We start from the raw sequence: 23,676 nt of genomic DNA, 5'->3' as shown, positions 1-23,676 counted from the left end.
ATACTACATAAAAAATCGGATACACTATTCAAAGACTGCATAATTCGCGCGCTGAAGAAGCGGCGAACAACGCTAGGTCTTTTCACAGGATATCCGATTTTTTTGTGAATACTGCACCATACAAATAGCTGATTAGCTAGCGAGCCATGCTTTGATACAATATTATTTAAAAAGGGGATGTGCTAATGAAAACTCCTAGTGTTGTTCGCCGCTTCTTCAGCGCGCGAATTATGCAGAGTTTGAATAGCAGATTCCCTTTTTTTGTATTATTTAGAGCAATTAAATAGCTTTAGTTTCAGCTTTTAACCAAGCCGCTTCTTCAGCATTTAACATCGGACTTAATCTTTCAAATACCAAAGCGTTGTAGCTGTTTAACCAATCAATTTGTGATTGCTCCAGCAATTCTTTCTTTACAATTTTAGTGCTTATAGGTGCAATGGTTAAAGCTTCAAAAGCATAGAACTCATTAAACTCATTGCTTACGTCAGCAATTGTATTGACAAGGTTTTCAATACGAATACCATGCTTGCCCGGGCGGTAAACTCCTGGTTCAACAGAAGTGATCATGCCCAACTCAATCGCTACAGGAGTGGCACTTGCGTTGAATACCTGCGGTCCTTCATGCACATTTAAGAAATAACCTACACCGTGGCCAGTTCCATGCCCGTAATTAATGGCATAATCCCATAAAGGTTTTCTGGTAATGGCATCAATCTGATAACCACAAGTACCTTTAGGGAAACGTACTTTACAACCATCAATCATTCCCTTTAAAACCAAGGTATAATCAGTACATTCCTCTTCCGTATTGTTGCCCATTGGGATGGTACGGGTGATATCGGTTGTTCCATAAAAGTACTGACCACCTGAATCTACCAGGAATAAGCCTTCAGCCTTTACTTCAACATTACTTTCTTCAGATGCGCCGTAATGAGGCAATGCACCGTGTGCCTTATAAGCACTGATGGTATTAAAACTATCACCTACAAAACCTTCCTGTTGTTCTCTAAATTTACGTAATTCAGCAGCAGCCGAAAGCTCTGTAATCGTAGCTTTTCCGATATTTTCTGAAAGCCATTTTAAGAAACGAGTGATCGCTACCCCGTCTTTAAGCATTGCTACTCTGGTATTGGATAGCTCAGTTTCATTTTTAACGGCCTTTAAGTTAGTCGTAGGATTGGTGTCTTTGATGATCCTAACCGTAGCTGGAATTAATTTATAGAAAGCAAAGCAATTTCTTTTTGGATCTATAAAAATAGTGCTGTTGGCAGGGATATTTGAGATTGCATTTTCAATATCCTGGTATGGTAATACCTCAACCCCGTTGCTCAATAAGTTTTCTTTTTCTTCGTTGCTAAGCTTGTCTACATCAATAAATAGGCTAGCATGATCTTGATTGATCAGCGCGAAGCTTAATACAACAGGATTATAGCTTACATCTTTTCCGCGGATGTTAAACAACCAGGCTAGATCATCTAAAGATGAAATTAGATGATGGCTTGCAAATTGTTTTTGTAAGGCAGTTCTTACCTGATCCAGTTTTGATCTTACAGATTGGCCGATGTGCTTATCCTCAATTAGAAAAGCTTTTTCTGAAGGTAATACCGGACGATTTTCCCAGATCGAACTTAAATAATCTTTGCTAGTCAGGCTAATTTCTTTAACAGCAAATTGTTGGGTAAACATATCACCAAGCAAAACAGATAATAATTTATCATCAGCTGCTACTGTACTGCCTTTATCTAATTTTTCAATTAACCACTGAATATATTCCGGTGCATGCTGAACTTTTTGTTTCATCAACTCAAAGCCGCTGTCCTTTAGTTCATCCGCAGCTTGTTCAAAATAGCGGAAGTCAGTCCATAAACCCGCATGATCATGGGTAATAACCAATGTTCCTGCAGATCCTTTAAAGCCAGATACGAAAGGAATGCACTTATAATGTTTCGGTAAGTATTCGCTAATATGAGGGTCGGCAGATGGAATAATGTAAGCATGTACATTATCGACCTTCATTTGATTGCGTATTTGCGCTAGTTTTTCCTGATAAGTCATAGTCAGTTTTTTGTTCAGTAATAAGTATATACGCAAATCTATGAATTTATTCTTTTGCCCTCAATTTCGGATAAAGTATTTGTACAAGTCATATGGGTATGGTCATAATTTCGGATTGAAATCCCTTAATATTATGTTTTAAGGGATTTGAAAAAATCATTTTTATATGTTATTTTTGGATTTGAATCCTATTATATTATGTTTTTAAAGGATTTAAATCCGGAAATATTATGTTTTTAACGTGTTTGAATACAGAATGATTAGAAGAAGTATACAGGAGGCTATTGAGAATAGATTATTTAAAGGGAAAGCCATTTTAATATTTGGCCCACGACAATCAGGTAAATCAACGTTAGTAGAATCAATTTTACAAAGCAAAGAACATCTTTATTTAAACGGTGATGATGCAGATGTAAGGGATATATTGACTAACACAACAGCCTCTAAATTAAAAGCTGTTGTTGGGAATAAAAAAATACTATTTATAGATGAGGCGCAACGCATTCCGAATATAGGCCTCACGCTTAAATTATTCACTGATCAGATTAAAGATGTACAGGTCATTGCTACAGGATCATCGGCTTTTGAATTATCGAGCCAGGTTAATGAACCTTTAACAGGTAGGAAGTATGAGTTTATGCTTTACCCTTTGAGCTTTGAAGAATTGGTTTTACAAAATGGGCTGATTAGTGAAAAACGATTATTAGAGCATCGTATGATTCATGGTTATTATCCTGAAATCGTTACAAAGCCAGGAGAAGAGCTGGAGTTATTAAAGCTTTTGGCAGGAAGTTACCTGTATAAAGATCTGCTCATGTTAGAACAGGTTAAAAAGCCACTTATTTTAGAAAAACTGCTCAAAGCATTGGCTTTACAAGTTGGTAGTGAAATCAGCTATCATGAAATTTCCCAAACAATTGGTAGTGATGCAAAGACAGTAGATAAATATATTGATTTGCTTGAAAAAACATATGTGGTATTTCGGTTACCTGCTTTCAGCCGAAATGTTCGTAATGAAATTAAAAAGGGGAAGAAAGTATATTTTTATGACTGCGGAATCCGGAATGCAATCATTAATAACTTTAAGCCACTGGGTTCAAGAACTGATGTGGGAGCTCTTTGGGAGAACTATGTAATAGCGGAACGAATGAAATCTCTTCGTTACCATAACATAGATCTTGATCAATATTTTTGGCGTACAACTCAGCAACAAGAGATTGATCTTATAGAGGATGATGGTGAGGCCCTGTCGGCATATGAGTTTAAATGGAATGCAAAAGGCAAAGCCAAGTTTTCAGATACTTTTACTGGAAACTATAAGATTTCAAAAACATTAGTCGTTACACCAGAAAACGTAGAAGACTTTTTATTGATTATAGAAAATATGGAGAAGAAAGCCTAATTTCGTTTGGATCCAATCAGATCAGTTAAGCCATGCCAGTTTATAGTAATTTCAGTGATGAGGAGCTGACCGTTTTGTTAAAACAGGAGGATCAGGTCGCTTTTACTGAAATTTACAATCGTTACTGGGCTGAGATGTATTATCATACTTTTCGGATGCTTAGGGATGAGGATAGTTCAAAGGATGTTGTTCAAGATGTTTTCAGTACCCTCTGGTTAAAATCAGCTTCTCTAAATGTCAGTACTAAGTTATCAGGGCATCTTTATATTTCTGTAAGAAACAAGGTCTTGAACCTGGTTGCCCAAAATAAGGTCCGGAATGATTATTTAAGCTCGGTAGCGGGTTTTATTACTGAATCAACCAATGATGCATCCATATTTGATGAACAACAAATATTGGATATTGTAGAGGCCGAGATTCAAAAATTGCCTCCGAGAATGAAAGAAATCTTCGAATTAAGCCGAAAAGATAACCTCTCCCACAAGGAAATTGCAAAAAAATTAAACCTTTCTGATCAGACCGTTAAAAAACAAGTTCAAAATGCATTGAAAATCATAAAAAATAGACTTCCAATGGTAGAGTCTGGGATTTTTGTGTTATTTTTTCTGCGGTAGACCTCTTTTGGGTTGAATTTAGCGCCTTTCAAAAAATATTTTCATATTGTCTACCCCCAAAGGAACTTTCAGCTGTTCTTCATTTAAATAGGCTGTCTGTAATAAGAAAGAATGAATAGGGATCAAGCAAAAGAACTCATAGAAAGGTATAACGAAGGATTAGCTACTGCCGAAGAACGGTCGTGGGTAGAAAACTGGTATCTGGATGAGTCTCTTAAGTATCAATTGTCTGATAAGGAAAGTAATTTCCTGGACTTAAAGGACGAAATCTGGACTGGTACGCTGGAAAAATCCGGATTGGGTATGCGGACAGTGACGAAGCGGTTACAGTTATGGTCCCGTATTGTCGCTGCTGCAGTGATACTCATCATTTTTGCTGCGGGCTTATATTTCTACAACGCGGGAAACCCGCAGAGTAATGCGCTAGCGGCTGACATTGCACCTGGTGGCAATAAAGCAATTCTAACGTTAGCGAATGGGCAGAAAATTGTGCTGAACGATGCTGCTAAAGGTGAAATCTCTAAACAATCCGGCATCAGTGTCAGCAAATCTAAGGATGGTGAACTGATCTATTCAGTAGTCGAAGCAAAGGAAGAGTCAACAGAAAATACCCTTAATACAATATCTACTCCCAAAGGCGGTCAGTATACCATCATGCTCTCAGACGGTACAAAAGTAATGCTCAATTCTGCTTCTTCTTTAACTTTTCCGACCGCCCTAAACCGAAACGATCGGTTGGTTGAGCTTAATGGTGAAGCATATTTTGAAGTAGCAAAGCATAAAAACAGTCGTTTCAGGGTAATTTCAGGACAGCAAACTATAGAAGTGCTGGGGACCCATTTCAATGTCAATGCCTATGCTGATGAAGAGGCCATAAAAACAACGCTCCTTGAAGGGGCTGTAAAAGTTTCTACGCCCGCGGCGGCTACGACTATTGAGCCTGGCGAGCAGGCGGTATGGAACAGGGCTCGTGGGAATACGCTGTTTAAGCATCAGGTAAATACGGACCAGGAAACGGCCTGGATCAATGGTGTATTTTCCTTTGATGGAGACGACATTAAATCTATCATGCGACAGGTTTCCAGGTGGTATGACGTCGATGTTATCTACGTAGGCCCAATAAGCGAGGAAAAATATTATGGCGAGATTTTTCGTAACAGTAAGCTGTCGGAAGTATTTAGAATATTAAAAATCGACAATGTACATTTTGATGTAGCAGGAAAAACCATTAAGGTTTCGTATAACCAACGACCACCTGTATCAGATCGCCAGAATAATAAATAATGAACCTATTCTTTAACCAACTAAACCAAATCACATGATAAGAAAGCTACAATAGATCAGGAACTATAAAAATGATTTGACTAAAAAACCGGAAGTATCTCACCACTTCCGGTCCAAAAAAAGTCAGCAGCCAGATGTTGAGACCGGGTTGCTATTTATTCACTTAATTCTATTCCAAAAATATGAAATTAACTTTTCTTTACAACCCTGTATTTCAGATACAGCGGGTAAAGTACAAACTATTACTAGTGATGAAATTAACCGCTATTTTATTACTGATCGGCACCTTACATTTATCAGCCGCAAGTTTTTCCCAGACTGTGACCATCTCGAGGAAAAATGCTACGCTGGAAACAATATTAAAGGACATCAAACAGCAGACCGGCTATTTATTTTTCTATACAGGAAAAGTTAAAGCATCAGACCAGCGCCTCAACGTTGAACTGAAAAATGTACCCCTGGATGAAGCCCTTAAGGTATGTCTTCAAAATGACAACCTAAACTTCACTATTGTCAATAAAACCATTGTCCTGAGTCCTAAAGGCCCGGACACCCGCCCAGGTGTAAACGAAATGACCACAATCCTGCTGTCAGTAACAGGAAGGGTATTTGACAAAGAAACCAATCAATCCATTCCTGGTGTCAATGTATCAGTTAAGGGCGCAGCCGCAAGACGAGCTCAAACCGGCGAAAATGGCGGGTTTAAAATAGAAGCACAACCTGGAGAGATACTTGTATTTAGTTACATTGGATATAAAGCAAAAGAAGTTAAAGTAACGGACACCAAAGCGTTAACGGTGTTATTGGAATCGGAAGTAAATGCGATGAAGGACGTGGTCATTACCGGTTATCAGAGCATTAAAAAAGACAACTACACCGGAAATGCCGTGATCATCAAAGGCGATGAGCTTAAACGCCTTAATCCGCAAAACCTTTTAAAGAGCATTCAGTCTTTTGATCCATCATTCAGGTTGCTGGACAATAACCTGTTGGGTGCTGATCCAAATGCCCTCCCCAAAATTAATGTGCGTGGATCAACGGCATTACCTTCAATCACTGATGATGCATTGGACAGAAATAACCTGGCCAGTTCCTATAATCTACCGGTATTCATTATGGACGGTTTTGAAGTATCCCTGCAAAAGGTGACCGATCTGGATATCAATAGGATTGAGAGCATCACGTTGTTAAAAGATGCTGCTGCAACCGCCATTTATGGATCCAGAGCTGCAAATGGAGTGATGGTTATCACCACCAAAGCCCCTGTTTCTGGCAAGTTACAGCTTTCTTACAACTATGAGCTCAATGTTACAGCGCCGGATTTATCCGGATACCATGTGCTTAATGCCAGCCAGAAACTGGAATACGAGCGTTTAGCAGGCTTATATAAAACAGGCAACAACAATGTGGGTACTCAACAGGATCTTGATCTTCAGTATTACGATAAACTTAAAAATGTGGTTGCAGGTGTAAATACCTATTGGTTATCACAGCCTTTGAGAAATACTTATGGCCAAAAGCACTCTATCTATGCACAGGGGGGTGATTCTTCCTTCAGATACGGTGTCGACCTTAGATACGAAACCAATCCGGGTGTCATGAAAGGGTCTGGCAGAGACCAGTACAGCGCAGGCTTAAGCTTCAACTACAATCCAAGCCGGAAGTTGCTTTTTAAAAATGAGATCACCATCACGCAGGTCAATGCAGAGAATTCAAAGTACGGGAATTTTTCGACCTACGTAAATATGAACCCATATTACCCAATTAAAGATGCTTCGGGCAATTTGATCCAGGAGATTGCCAACTGGGAAATCGATACGCATGACAATTCAAACCAACAGCAATATCAGAAGCTGCGGGTATATAATCCACTATACGAAGCAACCTTGGGTAACTTCGATAAAAATAGCTACATCGAAATCATTGATGCCTTCTCTGCAGATTGGAGAATTACAAATGACCTCCGTCTTAAAGGTCTCCTGAGTTTGAATAAGACGAAAAGTACTGCGGACAGATTTGTGTCTCCTTATAGCAGCAGTTTTATACAGGGGCCAGTAGATGAAATCCAAAACAGAGGTAGTTATGATTATTCCAGCGAGGATATGCTGGCTATTGATGGGAATCTGACTTTGCAATACAATAAACAGGTTGCTGATCATTCGGTTAACTTAGTTGCCGGCGCAAATGTCACTTCTTCAGAAAATGACCGTAAAGCATTTCAGGCAAGAGGTTTTACAAACGACAGGTTTACAAATATTGGTTTTGCAAGAACCTACACGCCAGATGCCGCGCCAAATGGAAGCATCAATGTGAAACGACTGGTAGGTTCATTCATTAGTGGTAACTATTCGTTTAAGAACAGGTACCTGTTAGATGCTTCCTTTAGGCTCGACGGATCCTCAGCATTCGGGGCCGACAAGCGCTTTGCTCCCTTCTGGGCACTTGGTGCTGGGTGGAATATCCACAATGAAGAATTTATGTCTTCTTTCGAAGCCATTTCTAAGCTAAAGCTTGTGGCTAGTACGGGTTTAACCGGGTCTGTTTCCTTTCCCGCCTATCTATCAAAATCCATCTATTCCTACCAAACTTCCAACTGGTATTCTACAGGAATTGGTGCAGTGGTAAATGGCTATGGGAACGAAGACCTGCAATGGCAGAAAACTACGACCTATGATGTAGGCCTCGACATCGGCTTATTTAAGGATCGCTTCCTGCTAACGCCACGTTATTATTATAAATTAACAAAAGGACTCCTGACTGATATTAATATTGCTCCTTCCACAGGATTTAGTACTTACAAAGCCAATCTTGGTGACATGGGAAATAAAGGCTTCGAGCTGTTCCTGACATGGAATGCCTTCAGAACAAATGATTGGAATATCAATGTTATCGGTAACATGGCACACAATACCAACAAGATTGTAAAGATTGCCAATTCGTTAAAAGCTTACAACAAAAGTATCGACGATTTTCAAACAAATCCAGATAATAAAGCAGCTGCAACTCCATTGCTGCGATACAACGAAGGACAGTCGCTTTACACCATCTATGCCGTCAAATCACTTGGAATAGACCCTGAAAATGGTAAAGAAATTTATGTGAAGCTTGATGGCTCGCGAACCTACGATTATGATGTGAAAGACACACAACCGGTAGGTGACGAAGCACCTAAAGTAGATGGGAACTTCGGAAGTAATATAACCTATAAGCAGTTCATGCTCAGCTTCAGCTTTTTCTATAGCCTTGGTGCAGATCGCTACAATCAAACCCTGGTAGACCGGATTGAAAATGCAAATCCAAGGTTTAATGTGGATAGCAGAGCCCTGGAACAACGATGGAAAAAGCCTGGGGATATTACAATGTATAAAAACATCGCCGACCTGGCCGATACACGCGCTACTTCAAGATTTGTACAGAAAGAAAACCTGCTAGAGCTAAGATCGGTATACCTTTCCTATGATCTGAAGAAAGCCGCAGCAAGGAAAATCGGATTTCAGGGACTAAGGGCAGCAATTACAGCTAATGATATTTTCAGAAGCTCGACAATAGAACAGGAGCGGGGAATCACCTATCCATTTCAAAGAAGTTTAACCTGCTCATTGCTTGCTACATTTTAAATAATTAAGACCGTAGGTCTTCCTCGAAGATCTTAAAAAAATATATTTATATGAAAAATTGCTTATATCTCTTAATGTTGCTGACGCTGTTTGCGTCCTGCAAGAAATTCCTGGATGTACAGCCTGAGTCAGATGTCGACAAGGACTTGCTTTTCCAATCTGAAGATGGTTATAAGGAAGCACTAAATGGTGTTTATACGCTATGTGCCTCCCGGTCATTGTATGGCGGAAACCTGACTTTCAGCAACCTGGACATCATGGCCCAAAATTATGAATTCGCAGAAATCAGGTTTCAGAAAGTCGCCAGTTTCGATTACACTTATGCAGAACTGAGAAATAAAAATATCGAGATCTGGGCATCTGCCTATCGGGCGATTGCTAACTGTAATTACATTCTGGAGAACATCGACAATAGAAAGACCCTGTTCTCAGGAAAAAATTATGAAATCGTAAAAGGCGAAACACTTACACTTCGCGCCTATCTGCATTTTGATCTGCTGCGCATGTTTGCACCATCTTTCAGGAGCAATCCAACAGCGAAAGGAATTCCTTATGTAACTACGGTGGGAACCAGCAGCACACCATTCTCAACAGTATCAGAGGCCTTGGATAAAATGGCTGAAGACCTGAATGCGGCGAAAGTGCTGATGAAAACAACTGATCCCATCGTAAGTAGTGATTATATTGTCGGATACCCTGGTGATGACAATAAGCCCGAAGTTAACGGAGCTAGCCTTTTCCTGCAGAATAGACGTCACAGGATGAACTATTATGCCGCCTGTGCGGAGCTGGCAAGGGTTTACCTGTATAAGAATGAGCTGCTGAAAAGTCAGGAAAACGCACAAATCGTAATTGCCTCCAACAAATTTCCATGGACAGCGCAGAATGATGCGACCAATGCCGACAAAGAAAAACGGGATAAAATCTTTTATAAAGAACTCATCAGCTCATGGTTTGTGGATACAAAGGACATCAATAGCCAGGTGGCTAAGCTATTTAATGGAGTAAATCCTGATTACAGCGCTACCCAGGCCCAGATTGATGACATCTTTGAAAAAGCCCAATCTGGTGCTGATGATTGGCGCTACAGATTCGGATTTCTGAAAGTGACCAGCGCCACTAATCCCGATCGAGCCTTGCTTCAGAAATATGTAAAAAATGCAGAACCACTACTCAACAAGCACCCATTAGTAGCTCCTGCTATCAGGCTTAGTGAAATGTATTACATTGCTGCGGAAGTCAGCTATGATACAGACCCTCAAAAAGCTTTCGATTACTACAACAGTGTACGCATCAACCGGGGGATTGGTACCCGCTTAACAGCTGTTGCCAGTAAAGCAGAATTTATTGATATCCTGCTTAAGGAAGCTAGAAAGGAATTCTATGGAGAAAGCCAGATCTTTTATATGTACAAAAGACTCAATCACGCCATAAAAGTATCTTCCACACAAGAAATTTCTCCGTCTGACAGAATCTTTGTATTCCCATTACCAGACGATGAACAACAGTATAGAAACAATTAATCATCACAACATGAAGAGCAATATATTAATTGTCGCCATTGCCATAAGCCTTTTATTTGCCTGCAAAAAAGAAACGCTGCAGGAATATAATAGTGCTGAAAATATTTACCTGAATTATACAAACCAGGATACGCTGGTCTACTCATTTGCCTATGTCCAGGGTACAGATAAAGATACCATCATGCTTCCTGTTATTGTCTCTGGAAAAAGAGTTAACCATGCCAGAAGTTTCTCTATTTCTGTCGTGGATACTTCTACAACCGCTGTTTCCGGAATTCATTATGAACCTCTTAAAGATGCATATATTATGCCGGCCGACTCCGGTACCGTGAAAATTCCAGTCATTTTGAAGAACATTGATCCTGCACTGACGAGCAAATCTGTGCTGCTGACCATACGTGTCTCCGGAGGAGCAGACTTTGAAACTGCCCTGCCGGTAAAAACGAGGACAAAATCAATTACCTTTTCCAACAGGCTGGAGCAGCCGGTATGGTGGAGTCAGTGGGGAGAGATGAAAGAATACAGCAGAACCAAACACCAGCTTTTCCTAATCGCATCAGGTACCATTGACCTGCCCGATCGTAGGGCGCCGGATGCCTATCTCTATACACCAAGGGCACTGTATTTCATACAAAACACCAGGCTGTTTCTAGACAATCCGCTGGAATGGATCAGGTTGAATCCAGAGAAAGGTTATATGACATCAGCGCGGGGAGATGGTACTGGAGATCTTAACTTCTATAATGTAAATGCACCCGATACCAAGTTCTACCTAAGATACTATGCAAATGTAGGCAGATACATTTTTATTGATGAATATAACAGACAGATTTTATTATAAGAATCTTTAAAACCCAGACTGATGAACTTAAAAAGAACAATTATATATATATCCCTCATCCTTGCCTGTTATTCATGTAAAAAGGATCTTGGGAACTACAATTACTCTCCTGCAGAGGAGCCTGTTGTGGTAAATTTCAAAGACCAAACTTTTCCCGCGCTAGTAGGAGATACCTTGATCCTGATGCCATATGTGAAATTTGATGGCGGCGATTACCGTACTGATCTTAGCTATGAATGGGAAATTCTGGTGGAGGAAGAAGCCAGATCAGTAAAATATTCCGGATATCCATTGAAAGCAGTATATAACCTTCCGCCAAAAGTGCGAACTGCCAGGTTGACCATTACCGACAACAGAAATGGGATTAAATACTTTTTCCCCTTCAAAATATCGGGAAACACGCAGTTTTCCGTTGGAAAAACGGTATTAAGTGTAGACAATGGCGTAACGAAGCTGTCCTTTATCAAACCGGATAACAAAACTGTTATGGCAGATCTTTATTCCAGCGTGAATGGTGAGCAGCTACCCACTAATCCAGTTCAATTATTCGCAAAACCACTGGTTTATCAACCTGGAACAGTAGAACAATACTGGGTATTGTCGAAAAATCCTGAAAATAACGGTGTATTTATTGATGCAAGTTCAATGATCAAGAAACAGACGCTGAAATCAAACTTTTTCAATCCTCCAGCTACCCTGATACCTGTTTATATGGAAGCCTCCAAAGGGTATGCTTCAGGTATCATGAACAATAAACTGTATATTTCTGCAACGCAAACAGCTCCGTTTTCGCCTGATTTTGGAAAGTTCACTAACCCTCAGCCAGGAAATTATAGTTTGGCTCCGTTCCTGTCCGTTACCAATAGCTTTTATTTTGGATTTGATACACAGACAAAGGCTTTTGTTTCCTTTGCATCAGATGGTTCTTACACAGGATCAGAATATACCGTTACCGGAACCGCATTTGATCCTAAAAACGTGGGAATGACTGATCTGATCTTTATGAATGCAGCGATGGGAACCAGTTATGCCTTTTTCAAAGATGGAGCCGGTCAGGTATATGAATTATCATTTTTCGTAGACATGAGTGATTACCAAAACAAAAGATCGATCAGAGCTGAGTACAAACGTATTTTCAAAGGAGCTGCGAACCTTCGCGCAGATAGCAAATGGCAGCGCTCACCACTGGATGTTTATTACTTCAGTTCGGATGATAAAATCTACCGTTACAACCCTGTAAACGAAAGCCTAACCCAGTTGCCGGTGGATTTCGGAGGTAGAAAAGTGACCATGATGCAGCTGGACAAAGATGGTAATGTTCTCACCGCAGGTGTGGAAGGATCCATATTTACCATTGAAGTAGGTGTAGGCAAAGACCCTTCAAAAGCTGAAGTCATCAATGGTATACCTGGAACTCCTGTAGATATTGTCATCAAGAAATAACCTCATTAGAAATCATGAAAAATCTATTTTTAACCCTATCCATACTCATCACTGCATTGATGCTCTCCTGCAGTAAAAGCAATAAAGGTAACGACACTGATCCGGAAGATCCGGCAGGAGCACCTTCGAAAACATGGCAGGAACATTGGGGACACCACGATCTGCTGATGAAGCGCGTTTATTACGATGATCATGTTGCCGTATATTATGACGATAATGTGGACCGTTCTGTGACCTGGTTATTCAAGGCAATGTCTGATTCCTGGGCGTATGTCAAGCAGACTTATGGTGATTTCGGGCCGGATAAAAGACTTTTTGCCAACTTTCATATTTCCAGAAAGGTATTTAATCCAGCAACCCAGATGGAGGAAGATCAGCTTGGCGGCGGTCACCCAGCCTCTTATTTTGATGCTGACCACGATTTTCGTAATGTGATCGATAATGGTCTGGGCAACTGGACTTATCCAACAGGAGAACAAATAGGTATTCCTATTCACGAAATGGGGCATATTGTTTGCGGTGCGAGCCACGGTGCAAAAGGTTCTCCATCAGATGTACTATGGGGCGACAGCAAATTCATGGAAATCTTCAACTATGATGTTCTTCTGCATATCGGCCGTGAAGACGAAGCTGCAAGAGCCTACATTCAGTGTATGGCTACGAAAGATGATTTTCCTACTCCCGGAAGTCAGTGGTTCAAGAACTGGTTCTTTCCAATCTACTCCAAATATGGAAAAGCAGCTGTGCTCAATAGATATTTTGAACTCCTGTCAAAGCACTTTCCCAAAAATGGTAACACCTATATCAGAAATCTAAACTATGGTGAGTTCGTACATTTCTGGAGTGGCGCCGCAGGTGTGAATCTTAAAGAGCAGGCTACAATAGCTTTTGGCTGGCCAGAGGGATGGGAAAGCATGTTTAAAAAAGCTCAGCAGGACTTTCCAAACCTAACCTATCCACGTTAATACCTCTTGACCTGCATGAATGATTTTAACAGTCATGCAGGTCTCCATACTCTATTATTTAAGCGTAGCATACGCAACATAAAAAAACACAAATGAAACTAAAATTATTGATGCTTGGGCTGGTGATTTCATCAGCGGCCGTAGCGCAATCTCCAAACTTTGCCATAACAGGTAAAATCGGGAATCTCAACAAACCCGCTAAAATCTATCTGGACTATAATTCTGAAGGGAAAGGGGCGAGTGACTCCTGCGAACTTGTCAACGGAACTTTCAAATTCAGTGGTCATATACAAGGTATTGCATCCTCAAGAATGACGCTTTCCCGTGAAGGTATCCGCGACAAAGAGATTTATGGAACCAAAGGCCTTGGGGATGTGATCTATGTCAACTTTGGCAAAGAAAATATACAGATCAATTCAGCAGACTCGCTCTTCAATGCAAAGTGGACGGGCTCCAAAGTCTATAACGAAATGCTGGCTTTTGATAAACAAGTTGGCCCTACAGTTATGACTGTGCACCACCATGCCAATGTAGCCATCAACAGAGCTACTGCTGCGCTGCAGAAAGATACGCTATATTTCAAATCACTGGACAAGCAGGTAAAAGCCTTTCATAAATCAAGAGGCGAGAAGATGCTTGAGTTTGCCAAAGCAAATCCTAATTCTTACTTCGCATTGCAAGCACTGTCCGAGCTCAACAGCGGTTATGGTCTGAAGTCGGACGTGATTCTACCTTTGTTTAACAAACTAAGCGAGCCATTACGCCTGTCCTACACTGGTCAGGGGCTATACAAACTATTGAATGCGCACATTGTCACCGCCATGGGCGTTAATGCGCCCAATTTCACGCAAAAGGATGTCAACGGCAAATCAGTTTCATTAGCCGACTTTAAGGGCAAATATGTGCTGGTAGAATTTTGGGCCAGCTGGTGTTCCCCATGTCGTGCGGAAAGCCCTAACCTACTAAAGCAATACGCTGCATTTAAAGAGAAGGGATTTGAAATCCTGGGTGTGTCCGTAGATAGCGACAAAGCCAAATGGATAGAAGCAATCAAAAAGGATGGACTAACATGGCCGCAAATCTCCGACCTGAAAGGCTGGGATAATGAAGCCCGCAAAGTGTATGGCATCTCAGGCGTTCCAGCGAATTTCCTGATCAGCCCGGAAGGTAAGATCATCGGATCGCATCTGATGGGTGAAGCCCTGAATAAAAAACTAGCGGAATTGATGAACTAATGAAGAAGCTATTCATGATTGCATTGGTGTTGCTGACGATGCAACAGGCATTTGCGAAAGACAAAATCTCGCTAAAGATACTGTATGTAGGCTACAGCCCGGAGAAACCAATGCCCGCTGATGTGGTCTATTACAGCACATCAGCCGCTGTTGTCGCCAAAATGTACCAAACACGGATGGCAGATTTTAAAGCTTTCTTAGAGAACCGCTTTCAGGAAGTTAAAACTGTAGATGTACGCGATTATACAGCCGATATGTCTAATGATGCGGATGTCACGATCATGGATGCGGGCCCGGTAAAACTACCGGCCGATTTTAGTCGTCCGATGATCCTGATGCATGCCATGGCACCAAATGTAGGATTGCCAAAAGGGCTTAAGTTCGATTGGTACTGCCAGTGCCTGGATGATGAAGCCCTAAACATCAAAACCACGCACGCCATTTTCAATACCCCCAATAAGGTTAAATTGACGATGCAAAACAAGCCCACTCCGGGTTCATTTTTCAATGGATACCAGGGAGCAAAAACACCGAAAAACATGCCGATGTGGCAAGTGGTAAAAGCCAATCTGCCCGCAGGTCAAAAATATTTGATTGGTATGGTGTCGCATGGTGAAGGATTTGAAGATTCTCCGGATGCGGAAGTGATCTCTGGAGGTGTATGCCTGAAAAATGCAGAAGCAGTGGCCTTGGGTAGGCAGGGGAATTACTTTATGTGGGGCTTCTCAGGATCTCCGGATTACATGACCGATGAGGCGAAAGATGTATTTGTAAATACCGTTTGTTACATCAGGAATTATGACCACATGCCTGCCATAGTCAAAAAAGTACAGATTGAAACCCGTTCCGGTATCGATGAGAAAATATACCGTATAGACAAAAAACTGTACGAAAAAGCCATTGTCTCCCGCAGGGAAGGAAATGAAAGACTACTGAAGCTACAAAAGGAACTCAGGGACAAGAAAGATGCTGGCGTGGACATCGGGAAAGGCAATGAACAATTCCTTAAAATGCCGGTCACTAATGCCATGGAAAGTTTTGAAGACTACTTAAAGACACAAGCGGGGGAGGCATTATTTGCAAAATTCGGCACCAACACCGCACGATATCATCAATACTTCCGCCACAACTATGAGTATTTCTACCCGGAGGGTACCTATGCTTTACAATTGGATGCAGATGCAGCCAAAATGAAGAAATCCAATCGTAAGCCAGCCATACTTGAACATTGCATTGCAATGCTCGAAAGAAAACAGGATGAAGCAATGGCAAAACGCGTACTCTTGCGTTACACCAACGAAAACTTTAACACCGCAGCGGAATGGAGAGATTGGTTCAATACAAATAAGCAAAAGCTTTTCTTTACCGAGGCTGGTGGTTTTAAATTTATGGTGAACACTTTTGGCCAATCCGGGCAGCAGAACAAAAGCGCATCAGTGAATATTGTGGAGAAGACATCGGCGACAACTGCCGGCCCAACAATTGAGGATCCGGTAGCAGTTTCTGCTAAACTGGTGTACGGAAAAAACAAAAACACCGCAACGCTTTATATCGATGCAGCCATCTTAAAAGGCTGGCATACCTATGCGCTTCTTCCGGAGGACAGTCCCTTCATACCGGTAAAAGTACTCCTGGAATTGCCGGAAGGCGTCAGCATCAAAGGGGAATGGCAATCGTCACCATCTGTTCCCTTTCCCGGATACGAGGGGGTATTCATTTTTGAGAACAAGGCGACGTTTTCAATCGAAGTGAGTCTTGTAAATGTAAAACCAGGCTCAGCAATCAGTTGCGGTTTGTCGTATCAGACTTGTGACGAAAACAAGTGTTTCCCGCCGAACAAAAAAATGGTTGACATCAAAATCTAAATTTTCAGTTAACACACAATATGAAACATAGACTCTTAGTTGTTGCCGTATGCTTATGCGCTTTCGGCAGCGCTTCATCTATAAATAGTGCCTTTGCGCAAAGCAACAAAGATCAGCGCCCGCTTCAGGAGCTGCAGCAGGCTTTCGTGGATCTTGGATTCGGAATGTTTATTCACTATAACATCCCTACCTATATGAATGATGACTGGGCGGACCCAAACGCATCCCCGGAAATCTTTAACCCTAAAAAACTAAATACAGACCAATGGGCTAAAGCGGCTAAATCCGCAAATATGTCGTATGGTTGTTTAACAACCAAACACCACAGTGGATTTGCGATCTGGGATACTAAAACCACAGACTATAATGTGATGAACAGTCCTTTAAAGCGGGATGTGGTTAAAGAATATGTCACTTCATTTCGTAAAGCTGGATTGAAGGTGATGCTGTATTATTCTATTTTAGATACCCATCATAAACTTCGTCCAGGCCAGATCAGCCCCGCACACATCAAAATGGTGAAAGAGCAGCTTACCGAGCTGCTGACCAACTATGGTGAAATCTCCGCCCTGATTATTGACGGATGGGACGCACCCTGGTCCAGAATCTCTTACGATGATGTTCCTTTCGAAGAGATTTACAACTTAATAAAATCCATACAGCCAAACTGTTTGGTGATGGATCTGAATGCAGCCAAATACCCGACAGAAGCTTTGTTTTACACCGATATCAAATCATATGAGCAAGGGGCCGGTCAGCACATCTCTAAAGAACACAATAAATTACCTGCCTTGGCATGCTTACCTTTGCAGGAAAACTGGTTTTGGAAAACATCTTTTCCAACTACGGCAGTCAAGTCCCCGGAAAAAATGATCAATGAAAATGCGGTTCCCTACAACCAGGTTTACTGCAATTTTATCCTCAACGTAGCCCCCAACCGTGATGGCTTAATTGACGACAATGCCCTTGTTGCATTGCGTGAAATGGGTAAGTTGTATAAACCAATCGGTGGACTTCCCAAATTCCCCTTGGCAGACGCAGCCATTATTTCATCAAATCTGGCCAAAAGAAAGCCGGCCAACGCAAGTTGGAGCTGGGATATGTCAATCATGGATTTCGCTACTGATGATGATTTTAGCTCAAACTGGACCTCACACCCTACAGTTAAAAACCCCTGGTTTGAGGTTGACCTCACCAGCGAAACAGCCTTTAACGCCATCGTGATTACCCAGGCGAAGTCTGATAAGATATCCTATACTATCGATTATTTCGCTAACAACTCCTGGCATCCTTTAGCCGAAGGTAAAAGCCAATCAAGGATTTTAATACACCGTTTCGGGCGCATCTGGGGGAATAAGGTGAGGATTAAATATCTGTCTTTTGATAATGTCCCCTCAATTGCAGAATTCGGAGTATTCAACGAAAGAAGGTAAGCCTGTAATATGAGTAGATTTCTTAGGGGGATGGCCGCGCTGTTCCTGATCACTGGAACGGGCAGCCATGCAAGCGCACAAAAATTCAATCCCAACGGTCTGGCGATTACCATGCAAAAGGCCATTCAAAAGGCATCAGCGGCAAGTGTAAGGATGTGGAGTTTTGATGTAGATAAACAAATCAGAACTGGGGGACAATTTAGCGGGGTTGTTGTGACTGCGAGCGGACATATCCTTACCGCCGCGCACGTGAACAAACCAGGTCAAACTTATAAAGTCATGTTTCAGGATGGATCGGAGCATATTGCCCAGGGATTAGGTGAAATCGAGCTGGAAGGCAATCCATCGGCTCCGGACGTGGCGATGATGAAGATTATCGGGCCCGGGACATGGCCCTGCGCTGAGATGGGCTGGTCGTACAGCCTGAAGAAATATGAACCTTGTATCAGTATCGCCTATCCTGAAAGTCTTAACCAATCCCTGCCTATGGTACGCTTTGGCTATGTAGCTGAAGTTCAGAATAAACAGGGCTTCATTACTTCTACCTGTATCATGGAACCAGGAGATTCCGGAGGCCCCTTGTTCGACTATCATGGCCGGTTAATCGGTCTGCATAGCGCAATTGACCTTGGAGAGAAAGACAATTTTGAGGTTCCGGTTGATCTGTACAGAAAATATTGGACCGCATTAAACAAAGCTGAAACCTATACCGTTTATCCCGCATTGAAAGATGACATTGGCGCAGACCCAATGGCCGCAGGGCTTAAAGGGTCACCAGAACTGGAAAAACTGGAGCTAAGCTTCCGAAAAAGTGCATCCAGACTCCGCGGAAGTGTCTATCTGCTCAAAAGTGTGTTGGATGGCCAATCGCAAAAAGTACAGGCAACAGTAATTCAGTATAATGGTTCTCCTGTAAATGACAAACTTAAAAAGCGGATCCTTTTAGTCAGTAAAAGTTCTCTGGTAGGCGAAAATCCGGTCATTGAGCTGGAGGGTGAAGAAATCGCCGCAACAGTTATTGCCCGTGACAAAAATAATGATCTGATTTTACTTTTAACGGCCGTTAAACTTAAAGGAGGTATAAAATTGTCGGCACTAAATTCCGATACTTTAACACTTAAGCAGTTGGGGAAGTTTTTAATCTCTCCGCAATCCAACGATACTTATAAAATCAGTGTCATCGGCAGTGCCGCGTTTGAATTGCCTAAAATGAGCAGTGCGGGGTATCTTGGTGCGGGAATTGGATTCCAAGAAGGTAAACTAAGCATAACCATGATAAACCCCGATTCACCTGCCAGCAAAGCTGAACTGCTACCTGGAGATCAGATTGTTGGAATTGATAAGATAAGCATCGTCCAGCCACTTGATTTTATCAGTGCTTACCAGAAATACTGGCCGGGGGATAAAATAGCCCTTAAAATAACTCGAAAAGACAGTGCATCCTTAAAAGATACCATCCTGATCAAGGAAGTTACCTTGAGAACAATGCCTAAAATCAGTTTTAACCATCCTGGGGAGAACTTTTCGGGAGGGAAAAGCATCAGGCGTGATGGGCTTTCTAAAGTGTTTTCACACGATGCCACCTTGAAGCCAGAGCAGTGTGGTGGTCCTGTATTTGACGCGACAGGACATTTCTTCGGAATAAATATTGCCCGTTACAGTAGAGTGAGCAGCCTGGTGATGCCTGCCTCTCTTATTCTACAGCTGATCAAAAAATACGATCCTAAATTATAAAACTCAAAGATAATCTGATGAAACATTTTCTTCTTAACGCGGTAGGCATTTTTCTCTTCATTTGTCCGGCAATTGCCCAACAGATACCTGTGGAGGAAGATCTGCTGAGCTATGTGAACCCATTAATGGGCACGCAGTCTAAAGTCGACCTCTCCAATGGGAACACTTATCCAACTATCGCCTTGCCATGGGGTATGAATTTCTGGACAGCACAAACTGGTCAGATGGGTGATGGATGGCAGTATACTTACGATGCCGACAAAATTCGCGGTTTTAAACAAACACACCAGCCAAGTCCATGGATGAACGATTATGGTCAGTTTTCCATCATGCCCGTAACCGGTAAATTGAAGTTTAAAGAAAATGACCGCTCCAGCTGGTTTTCGCACAAGGCCGAAACAGTTACGCCCTATTATTACAGTGTATATCTTGCTGATGCTGATGTGACTACCGAGATTACCCCTACAGAACGGTCGGCGCAATTCCGTTTTACTTTTCCCAAATCAGAGGAGTCGTATGTGGTTGTAGACGCATTTGATAAAGGCTCTTACATTAAGATCATCCCCGGCGAACGGAAGGTAGTTGGGTATAGCAGCAGACACGCTCACGGCACACCCGCTAACTTCAAAAACTACTTCGTTATTTATTTTGATAAACCATTTTTGTCCGCCAGTTCTTTCAACGGGAATGACCTTGCAAAAGATGTGCTGGAGCTAACTGCTGACCATACAGGGGCTGTTATTGGCTTCAAAACCGACAAAGCTGAAAAAGTAAATATGAAGGTCGCTTCTTCTTTTATCAGTATTGAGCAAGCTGAGCTCAATTTGAAAAGAGAACTAGCCGGAGAGAGTTTTGACCAAACTAAGACCAAGGCAAAACGCATCTGGAACAAAACCTTGGGCCGTATACAGGTTGACGGTGGTACCCTCGATCAAAAACGTACTTTTTATAGTTGTTTATACCGGACGCTCTTTTTTCCGAACAAATTGTATGAGCTAAATGCCGAAAATAAGATTGTGCACTGGAGTCCTTACAATGGTCAGGTTTTGCCGGGATATATGTTTGCTGGAACTGGCTTCTGGGATACTTTCAGGGCCCTGTATCCTTTCTTAAATTTGATGTATCCGTCTATAAATAAAGAAATGCAGGAAGGCCTGGCCAATGATTTCAAAGAAGGAAGTTGGCTGCCGGAATGGTCTAGTCCTGGCTATGCAAATATTATGGTTGGAAACAACTCGGCTGCTGTAGTCGCCGACGCCTACATTAAAGGAATGAGAGGTTATGACATCAATACATTATGGGATGCGGTAAAACACGGGGCAAACAATGAAGGTCCGATGACCGCTGTTGGTCGCGCGGGTGTAAAATACTACAACGAGCTGGGCTATGTACCCTACGATGTAAATATCAATGAAAATGCAGCCAGAACATTAGAGTATGCTTACGATGATTTTGCCATTTATCAATTGGGCAGAGCGTTGGGTAAACCAGCTTCAGAAATAGAGGTCTATAAAAATCGGGCGATGAATTATAAAAAGCTTTTCGATCCTTCAAGCGGCTTAATGCGAGGCAAAAATAAAGACGGTAAATTTCAATCGCCATTCAATCCATTTAAATGGGGCGATGCATTTACAGAAGGAAACAGCTGGCATTACTCCTGGTCAGTATTTCAGGACATCGACGGACTTGCTGAAATGATGGGCGGAAAAGAAAAATTTGTTCAAAAGCTAGATTCTGTATTTACGCTTCCGCCGGTATACGATGACAGTTATTATGGTGGGACCATTCATGAGATCAGGGAAATGCAGATCGCCAATATGGGGCAGTATGCCCATGGCAACCAGCCCATACAGCACATGATCTATCTGTATAATTATGCCGGGCAACCCTGGAAAAGTCAGTACTGGGCGAGAGAAACCATGAACAGGATGTACAAAGCAACTCCCGATGGTTATTGCGGAGATGAAGACAACGGGCAAACCTCCGCATGGTACGTATTTTCTGCTTTAGGTTTTTATCCGGTAACACCTGCCGTAGACCAATATGTTTTGGCTGCGCCGTTATTTAAAAAGGTGACCTTAAACCTTGAAAATGGTAAGAAGATCATCATTAATGCACCACTAAATAACGAGCGAAATAAATACATTAAGTCCCTGAAATATGATGGTAAATTGTCAGAGAAAAACTGGCTCAGTCATAGTGGATTAATGAAGGGTGCGACAATCGATATAGAAATGTCCGCACAGCCAAATAAAAAGAGGGGTGTTAAAAAAGCAGATTATCCTTACTCTCTTTCTACAGAAAAAATCAAATAACCTGGAGTTTACTATGGGGCCAAAACCCAATAAGTCATGGGGGATTAGATCGGCTGATCAACCCCCTGCAATTTAGTCCCACATTTTAAATACTGTTAAAATTATGTAACTTTCCCATTAATAACCAAGACGGTTGAGTTTTTGAGTAAAATCTACTAGATTTGTAGAGTATGGGATTGTCCAGCCATGAGGAAATAGAATTACTAATTAGACTTACATTAAAAGACTCCGAAGCATTTTCTCGGCTGTATAATGTGTATGTAAAGAAAATCTATGCCTATGCTCTGGGAATTCTTAAATCGCCCGACCTGGCTGAAGACGTCACTCAGGATACTTTTGTGAAATTATGGGAACATGCAGCCACTATTCAAACAGATCGCTCCCTTCAGGCTTTCCTTTTCACCATCGCCAGAAATCTGTCCTTAAATGTAATTAAGCGAGCATCAAGAGAAACCTGGATTTCGGATGAGCTATTTGCACATGCCGTATATCAATCGGAAGATGGTTTGCAATATACCGAGCGTAAACAAACGGGTGAATTCATTAGTCTAGCTGTAAATCAGCTTCCACCCAAGCGTAAAGCCATTTATGAACTTTGTAGAGAGGATGGATATTCCTATAAACAGGCAGCAGAGAAATTGGGTATTAAAGACAGTACCGTAAACAGTCAAATGGTAAAGGCGCTAAAAGCGATTAAAGATTTCATGGTTCGGAATGGGGCGTTGCTATTCATTTTGTTTTTGGTGGTATGAACCCTATCTGCGATATTTCTTCCCAGGCTTCCTACTCGTATGAAATATAGCTACAATTAGAATATCGTTGGCCTTCGGATAAATTTTATATACAACAATGTAGGGAAAAACGTCTATTTTACTTTCTCTACAGTTGCGTTCTTTAATTTGATAGTTCTCTGGATTTTTGGAAATGAGTTTAATCTGTTTTTCAACGGATCGGCTAAAACGATCACCTAAACCTTCTAGGTGCTCTTCGTACCATTGATAAGCTTTGATATACTCGCTTTCAGCAGCAGGAAGGAAACGAATATTATAGCTCATTAGCCTTTCTTTGCTAATTTAGCTTTCTGTTTTACCTCTTCCCAAGTTGACGTTTTAACAATACCAGACTCATACTCATCAAGACGCATATCAATTTCCTTTAGAAAATCTTTATCTTCCCATAAGTTGATTTGCTCATTAATTTCTTCTTCCACCATTGTATATATCGCTTTCACCTTCTTCTCGTCGGCATAACGGATATAATCATATAGTCTGTCTCTAATTGCTGTAGCTGCCATCCTTGCTAAGTTATTAATCAAAATTACAAAATATGAAGGGTAAAGTCAAGCAGTAC

Annotated in this window: 17 protein-coding genes; 14 read left to right on the top strand and 3 right to left on the bottom strand. The window is 41.6% G+C overall.

Annotated elements, in window-relative coordinates:
- Positions 1–279: 279 nt before the first annotated feature.
- The gene (locus BLS35_RS03765) at positions 280–2,055 is read right to left on the bottom strand and encodes an aminopeptidase P family protein (protein WP_090777937.1); all 1,776 of its coding nucleotides are present in this window, start codon (positions 2,053–2,055) and stop codon (positions 280–282) included.
- A 256-nt stretch (positions 2,056–2,311) separates the two neighbouring features.
- Here BLS35_RS03765 and BLS35_RS03760 point away from each other — a divergent pair, with 256 nt between their 5' ends.
- The 14 genes from BLS35_RS03760 to BLS35_RS03695 all read left to right on the top strand — a co-directional run bounded on the left by BLS35_RS03760 (position 2,312) and on the right by BLS35_RS03695 (position 23,078).
- Positions 2,312–3,457, top strand: a complete 1,146-nt coding sequence (locus tag BLS35_RS03760; protein WP_090777935.1) for an ATP-binding protein — start codon at positions 2,312–2,314, stop codon at positions 3,455–3,457.
- 32 nt (positions 3,458–3,489) lie between these two features.
- Positions 3,490–4,071 carry an RNA polymerase sigma factor gene (locus tag BLS35_RS03755; RefSeq protein ID WP_090777934.1) on the top strand — a complete coding sequence of 194 codons (582 nt, stop codon included), beginning with the start codon at positions 3,490–3,492 and terminating at the stop codon, positions 4,069–4,071.
- Positions 4,072–4,182: 111 nt separating this feature from the next.
- Positions 4,183–5,355: a FecR family protein gene (locus BLS35_RS03750; protein ID WP_090777932.1), complete on the top strand. Its 1,173-nt coding sequence runs from the start codon at positions 4,183–4,185 to the stop codon at positions 5,353–5,355.
- A 182-nt stretch (positions 5,356–5,537) separates the two neighbouring features.
- A complete protein-coding gene (locus BLS35_RS03745) occupies positions 5,538–8,972 on the top strand; it encodes a SusC/RagA family TonB-linked outer membrane protein (RefSeq protein ID WP_090777930.1) in 3,435 nt (1,144 codons plus the stop codon).
- Between the two features lie 50 nt (positions 8,973–9,022).
- Complete coding sequence (locus tag BLS35_RS03740) at positions 9,023–10,495, top strand: RagB/SusD family nutrient uptake outer membrane protein (protein ID WP_090777928.1); 1,473 nt, start codon at positions 9,023–9,025, stop codon at positions 10,493–10,495.
- 10 nt (positions 10,496–10,505) lie between these two features.
- Positions 10,506–11,336, top strand: a complete 831-nt coding sequence (locus tag BLS35_RS03735; RefSeq protein WP_165973378.1) for a DUF4843 domain-containing protein — start codon at positions 10,506–10,508, stop codon at positions 11,334–11,336.
- A gap of 21 nt (positions 11,337–11,357) precedes the next feature.
- Positions 11,358–12,779: a PKD-like family lipoprotein gene (locus BLS35_RS03730; protein ID WP_090777924.1), complete on the top strand. Its 1,422-nt coding sequence runs from the start codon at positions 11,358–11,360 to the stop codon at positions 12,777–12,779.
- Positions 12,780–12,793: 14 nt separating this feature from the next.
- Positions 12,794–13,744, top strand: a complete 951-nt coding sequence (locus BLS35_RS03725; RefSeq protein ID WP_090777922.1) for a hypothetical protein — start codon at positions 12,794–12,796, stop codon at positions 13,742–13,744.
- A gap of 92 nt (positions 13,745–13,836) precedes the next feature.
- The gene (locus BLS35_RS03720) at positions 13,837–14,979 is read left to right on the top strand and encodes a TlpA disulfide reductase family protein (RefSeq protein WP_090777920.1); all 1,143 of its coding nucleotides are present in this window, start codon (positions 13,837–13,839) and stop codon (positions 14,977–14,979) included.
- The gene (locus tag BLS35_RS03715; protein ID WP_090777918.1) at positions 14,979–16,844 is read left to right on the top strand and encodes a protein-disulfide reductase DsbD domain-containing protein; all 1,866 of its coding nucleotides are present in this window, start codon (positions 14,979–14,981) and stop codon (positions 16,842–16,844) included. Before BLS35_RS03720 ends, BLS35_RS03715 begins: the two co-directional genes overlap by 1 nt.
- A gap of 20 nt (positions 16,845–16,864) precedes the next feature.
- Positions 16,865–18,277 (top strand): alpha-L-fucosidase, encoded by a 1,413-nt coding sequence (locus BLS35_RS03710; protein ID WP_090777916.1) that lies wholly within the window; start codon positions 16,865–16,867, stop codon positions 18,275–18,277.
- Between the two features lie 9 nt (positions 18,278–18,286).
- Positions 18,287–20,011 (top strand): trypsin-like peptidase domain-containing protein, encoded by a 1,725-nt coding sequence (locus BLS35_RS03705; RefSeq protein WP_090777914.1) that lies wholly within the window; start codon positions 18,287–18,289, stop codon positions 20,009–20,011.
- 17 nt (positions 20,012–20,028) lie between these two features.
- Positions 20,029–22,326 carry a GH92 family glycosyl hydrolase gene (locus tag BLS35_RS03700; protein WP_090777912.1) on the top strand — a complete coding sequence of 766 codons (2,298 nt, stop codon included), beginning with the start codon at positions 20,029–20,031 and terminating at the stop codon, positions 22,324–22,326.
- 170 nt (positions 22,327–22,496) lie between these two features.
- The gene (locus BLS35_RS03695) at positions 22,497–23,078 is read left to right on the top strand and encodes an RNA polymerase sigma factor (RefSeq protein WP_090777911.1); all 582 of its coding nucleotides are present in this window, start codon (positions 22,497–22,499) and stop codon (positions 23,076–23,078) included.
- Between the two features lie 3 nt (positions 23,079–23,081).
- On the opposite strand, the gene BLS35_RS03690 is transcribed toward BLS35_RS03695, so the two are convergent.
- Positions 23,082–23,381 (bottom strand): type II toxin-antitoxin system RelE/ParE family toxin, encoded by a 300-nt coding sequence (locus BLS35_RS03690; protein WP_090777909.1) that lies wholly within the window; start codon positions 23,379–23,381, stop codon positions 23,082–23,084.
- Positions 23,381–23,620, bottom strand: coding sequence for a hypothetical protein (locus BLS35_RS03685; RefSeq protein ID WP_090777908.1), 240 nt, complete (start codon positions 23,618–23,620; stop codon positions 23,381–23,383). The genes BLS35_RS03690 and BLS35_RS03685 overlap by 1 nt, the downstream gene beginning before the upstream one ends.
- Positions 23,621–23,676 lie beyond the last annotated feature (56 nt).

It is taken from the genome of Pedobacter sp. ok626 (genome assembly GCF_900100435.1).
Lineage (GTDB): Bacteria > Bacteroidota > Bacteroidia > Sphingobacteriales > Sphingobacteriaceae > Pedobacter.
The sequence above is the reverse complement of the archived record's forward strand: the minus strand, read 5'-3'. Positions and strand labels throughout refer to the sequence as shown.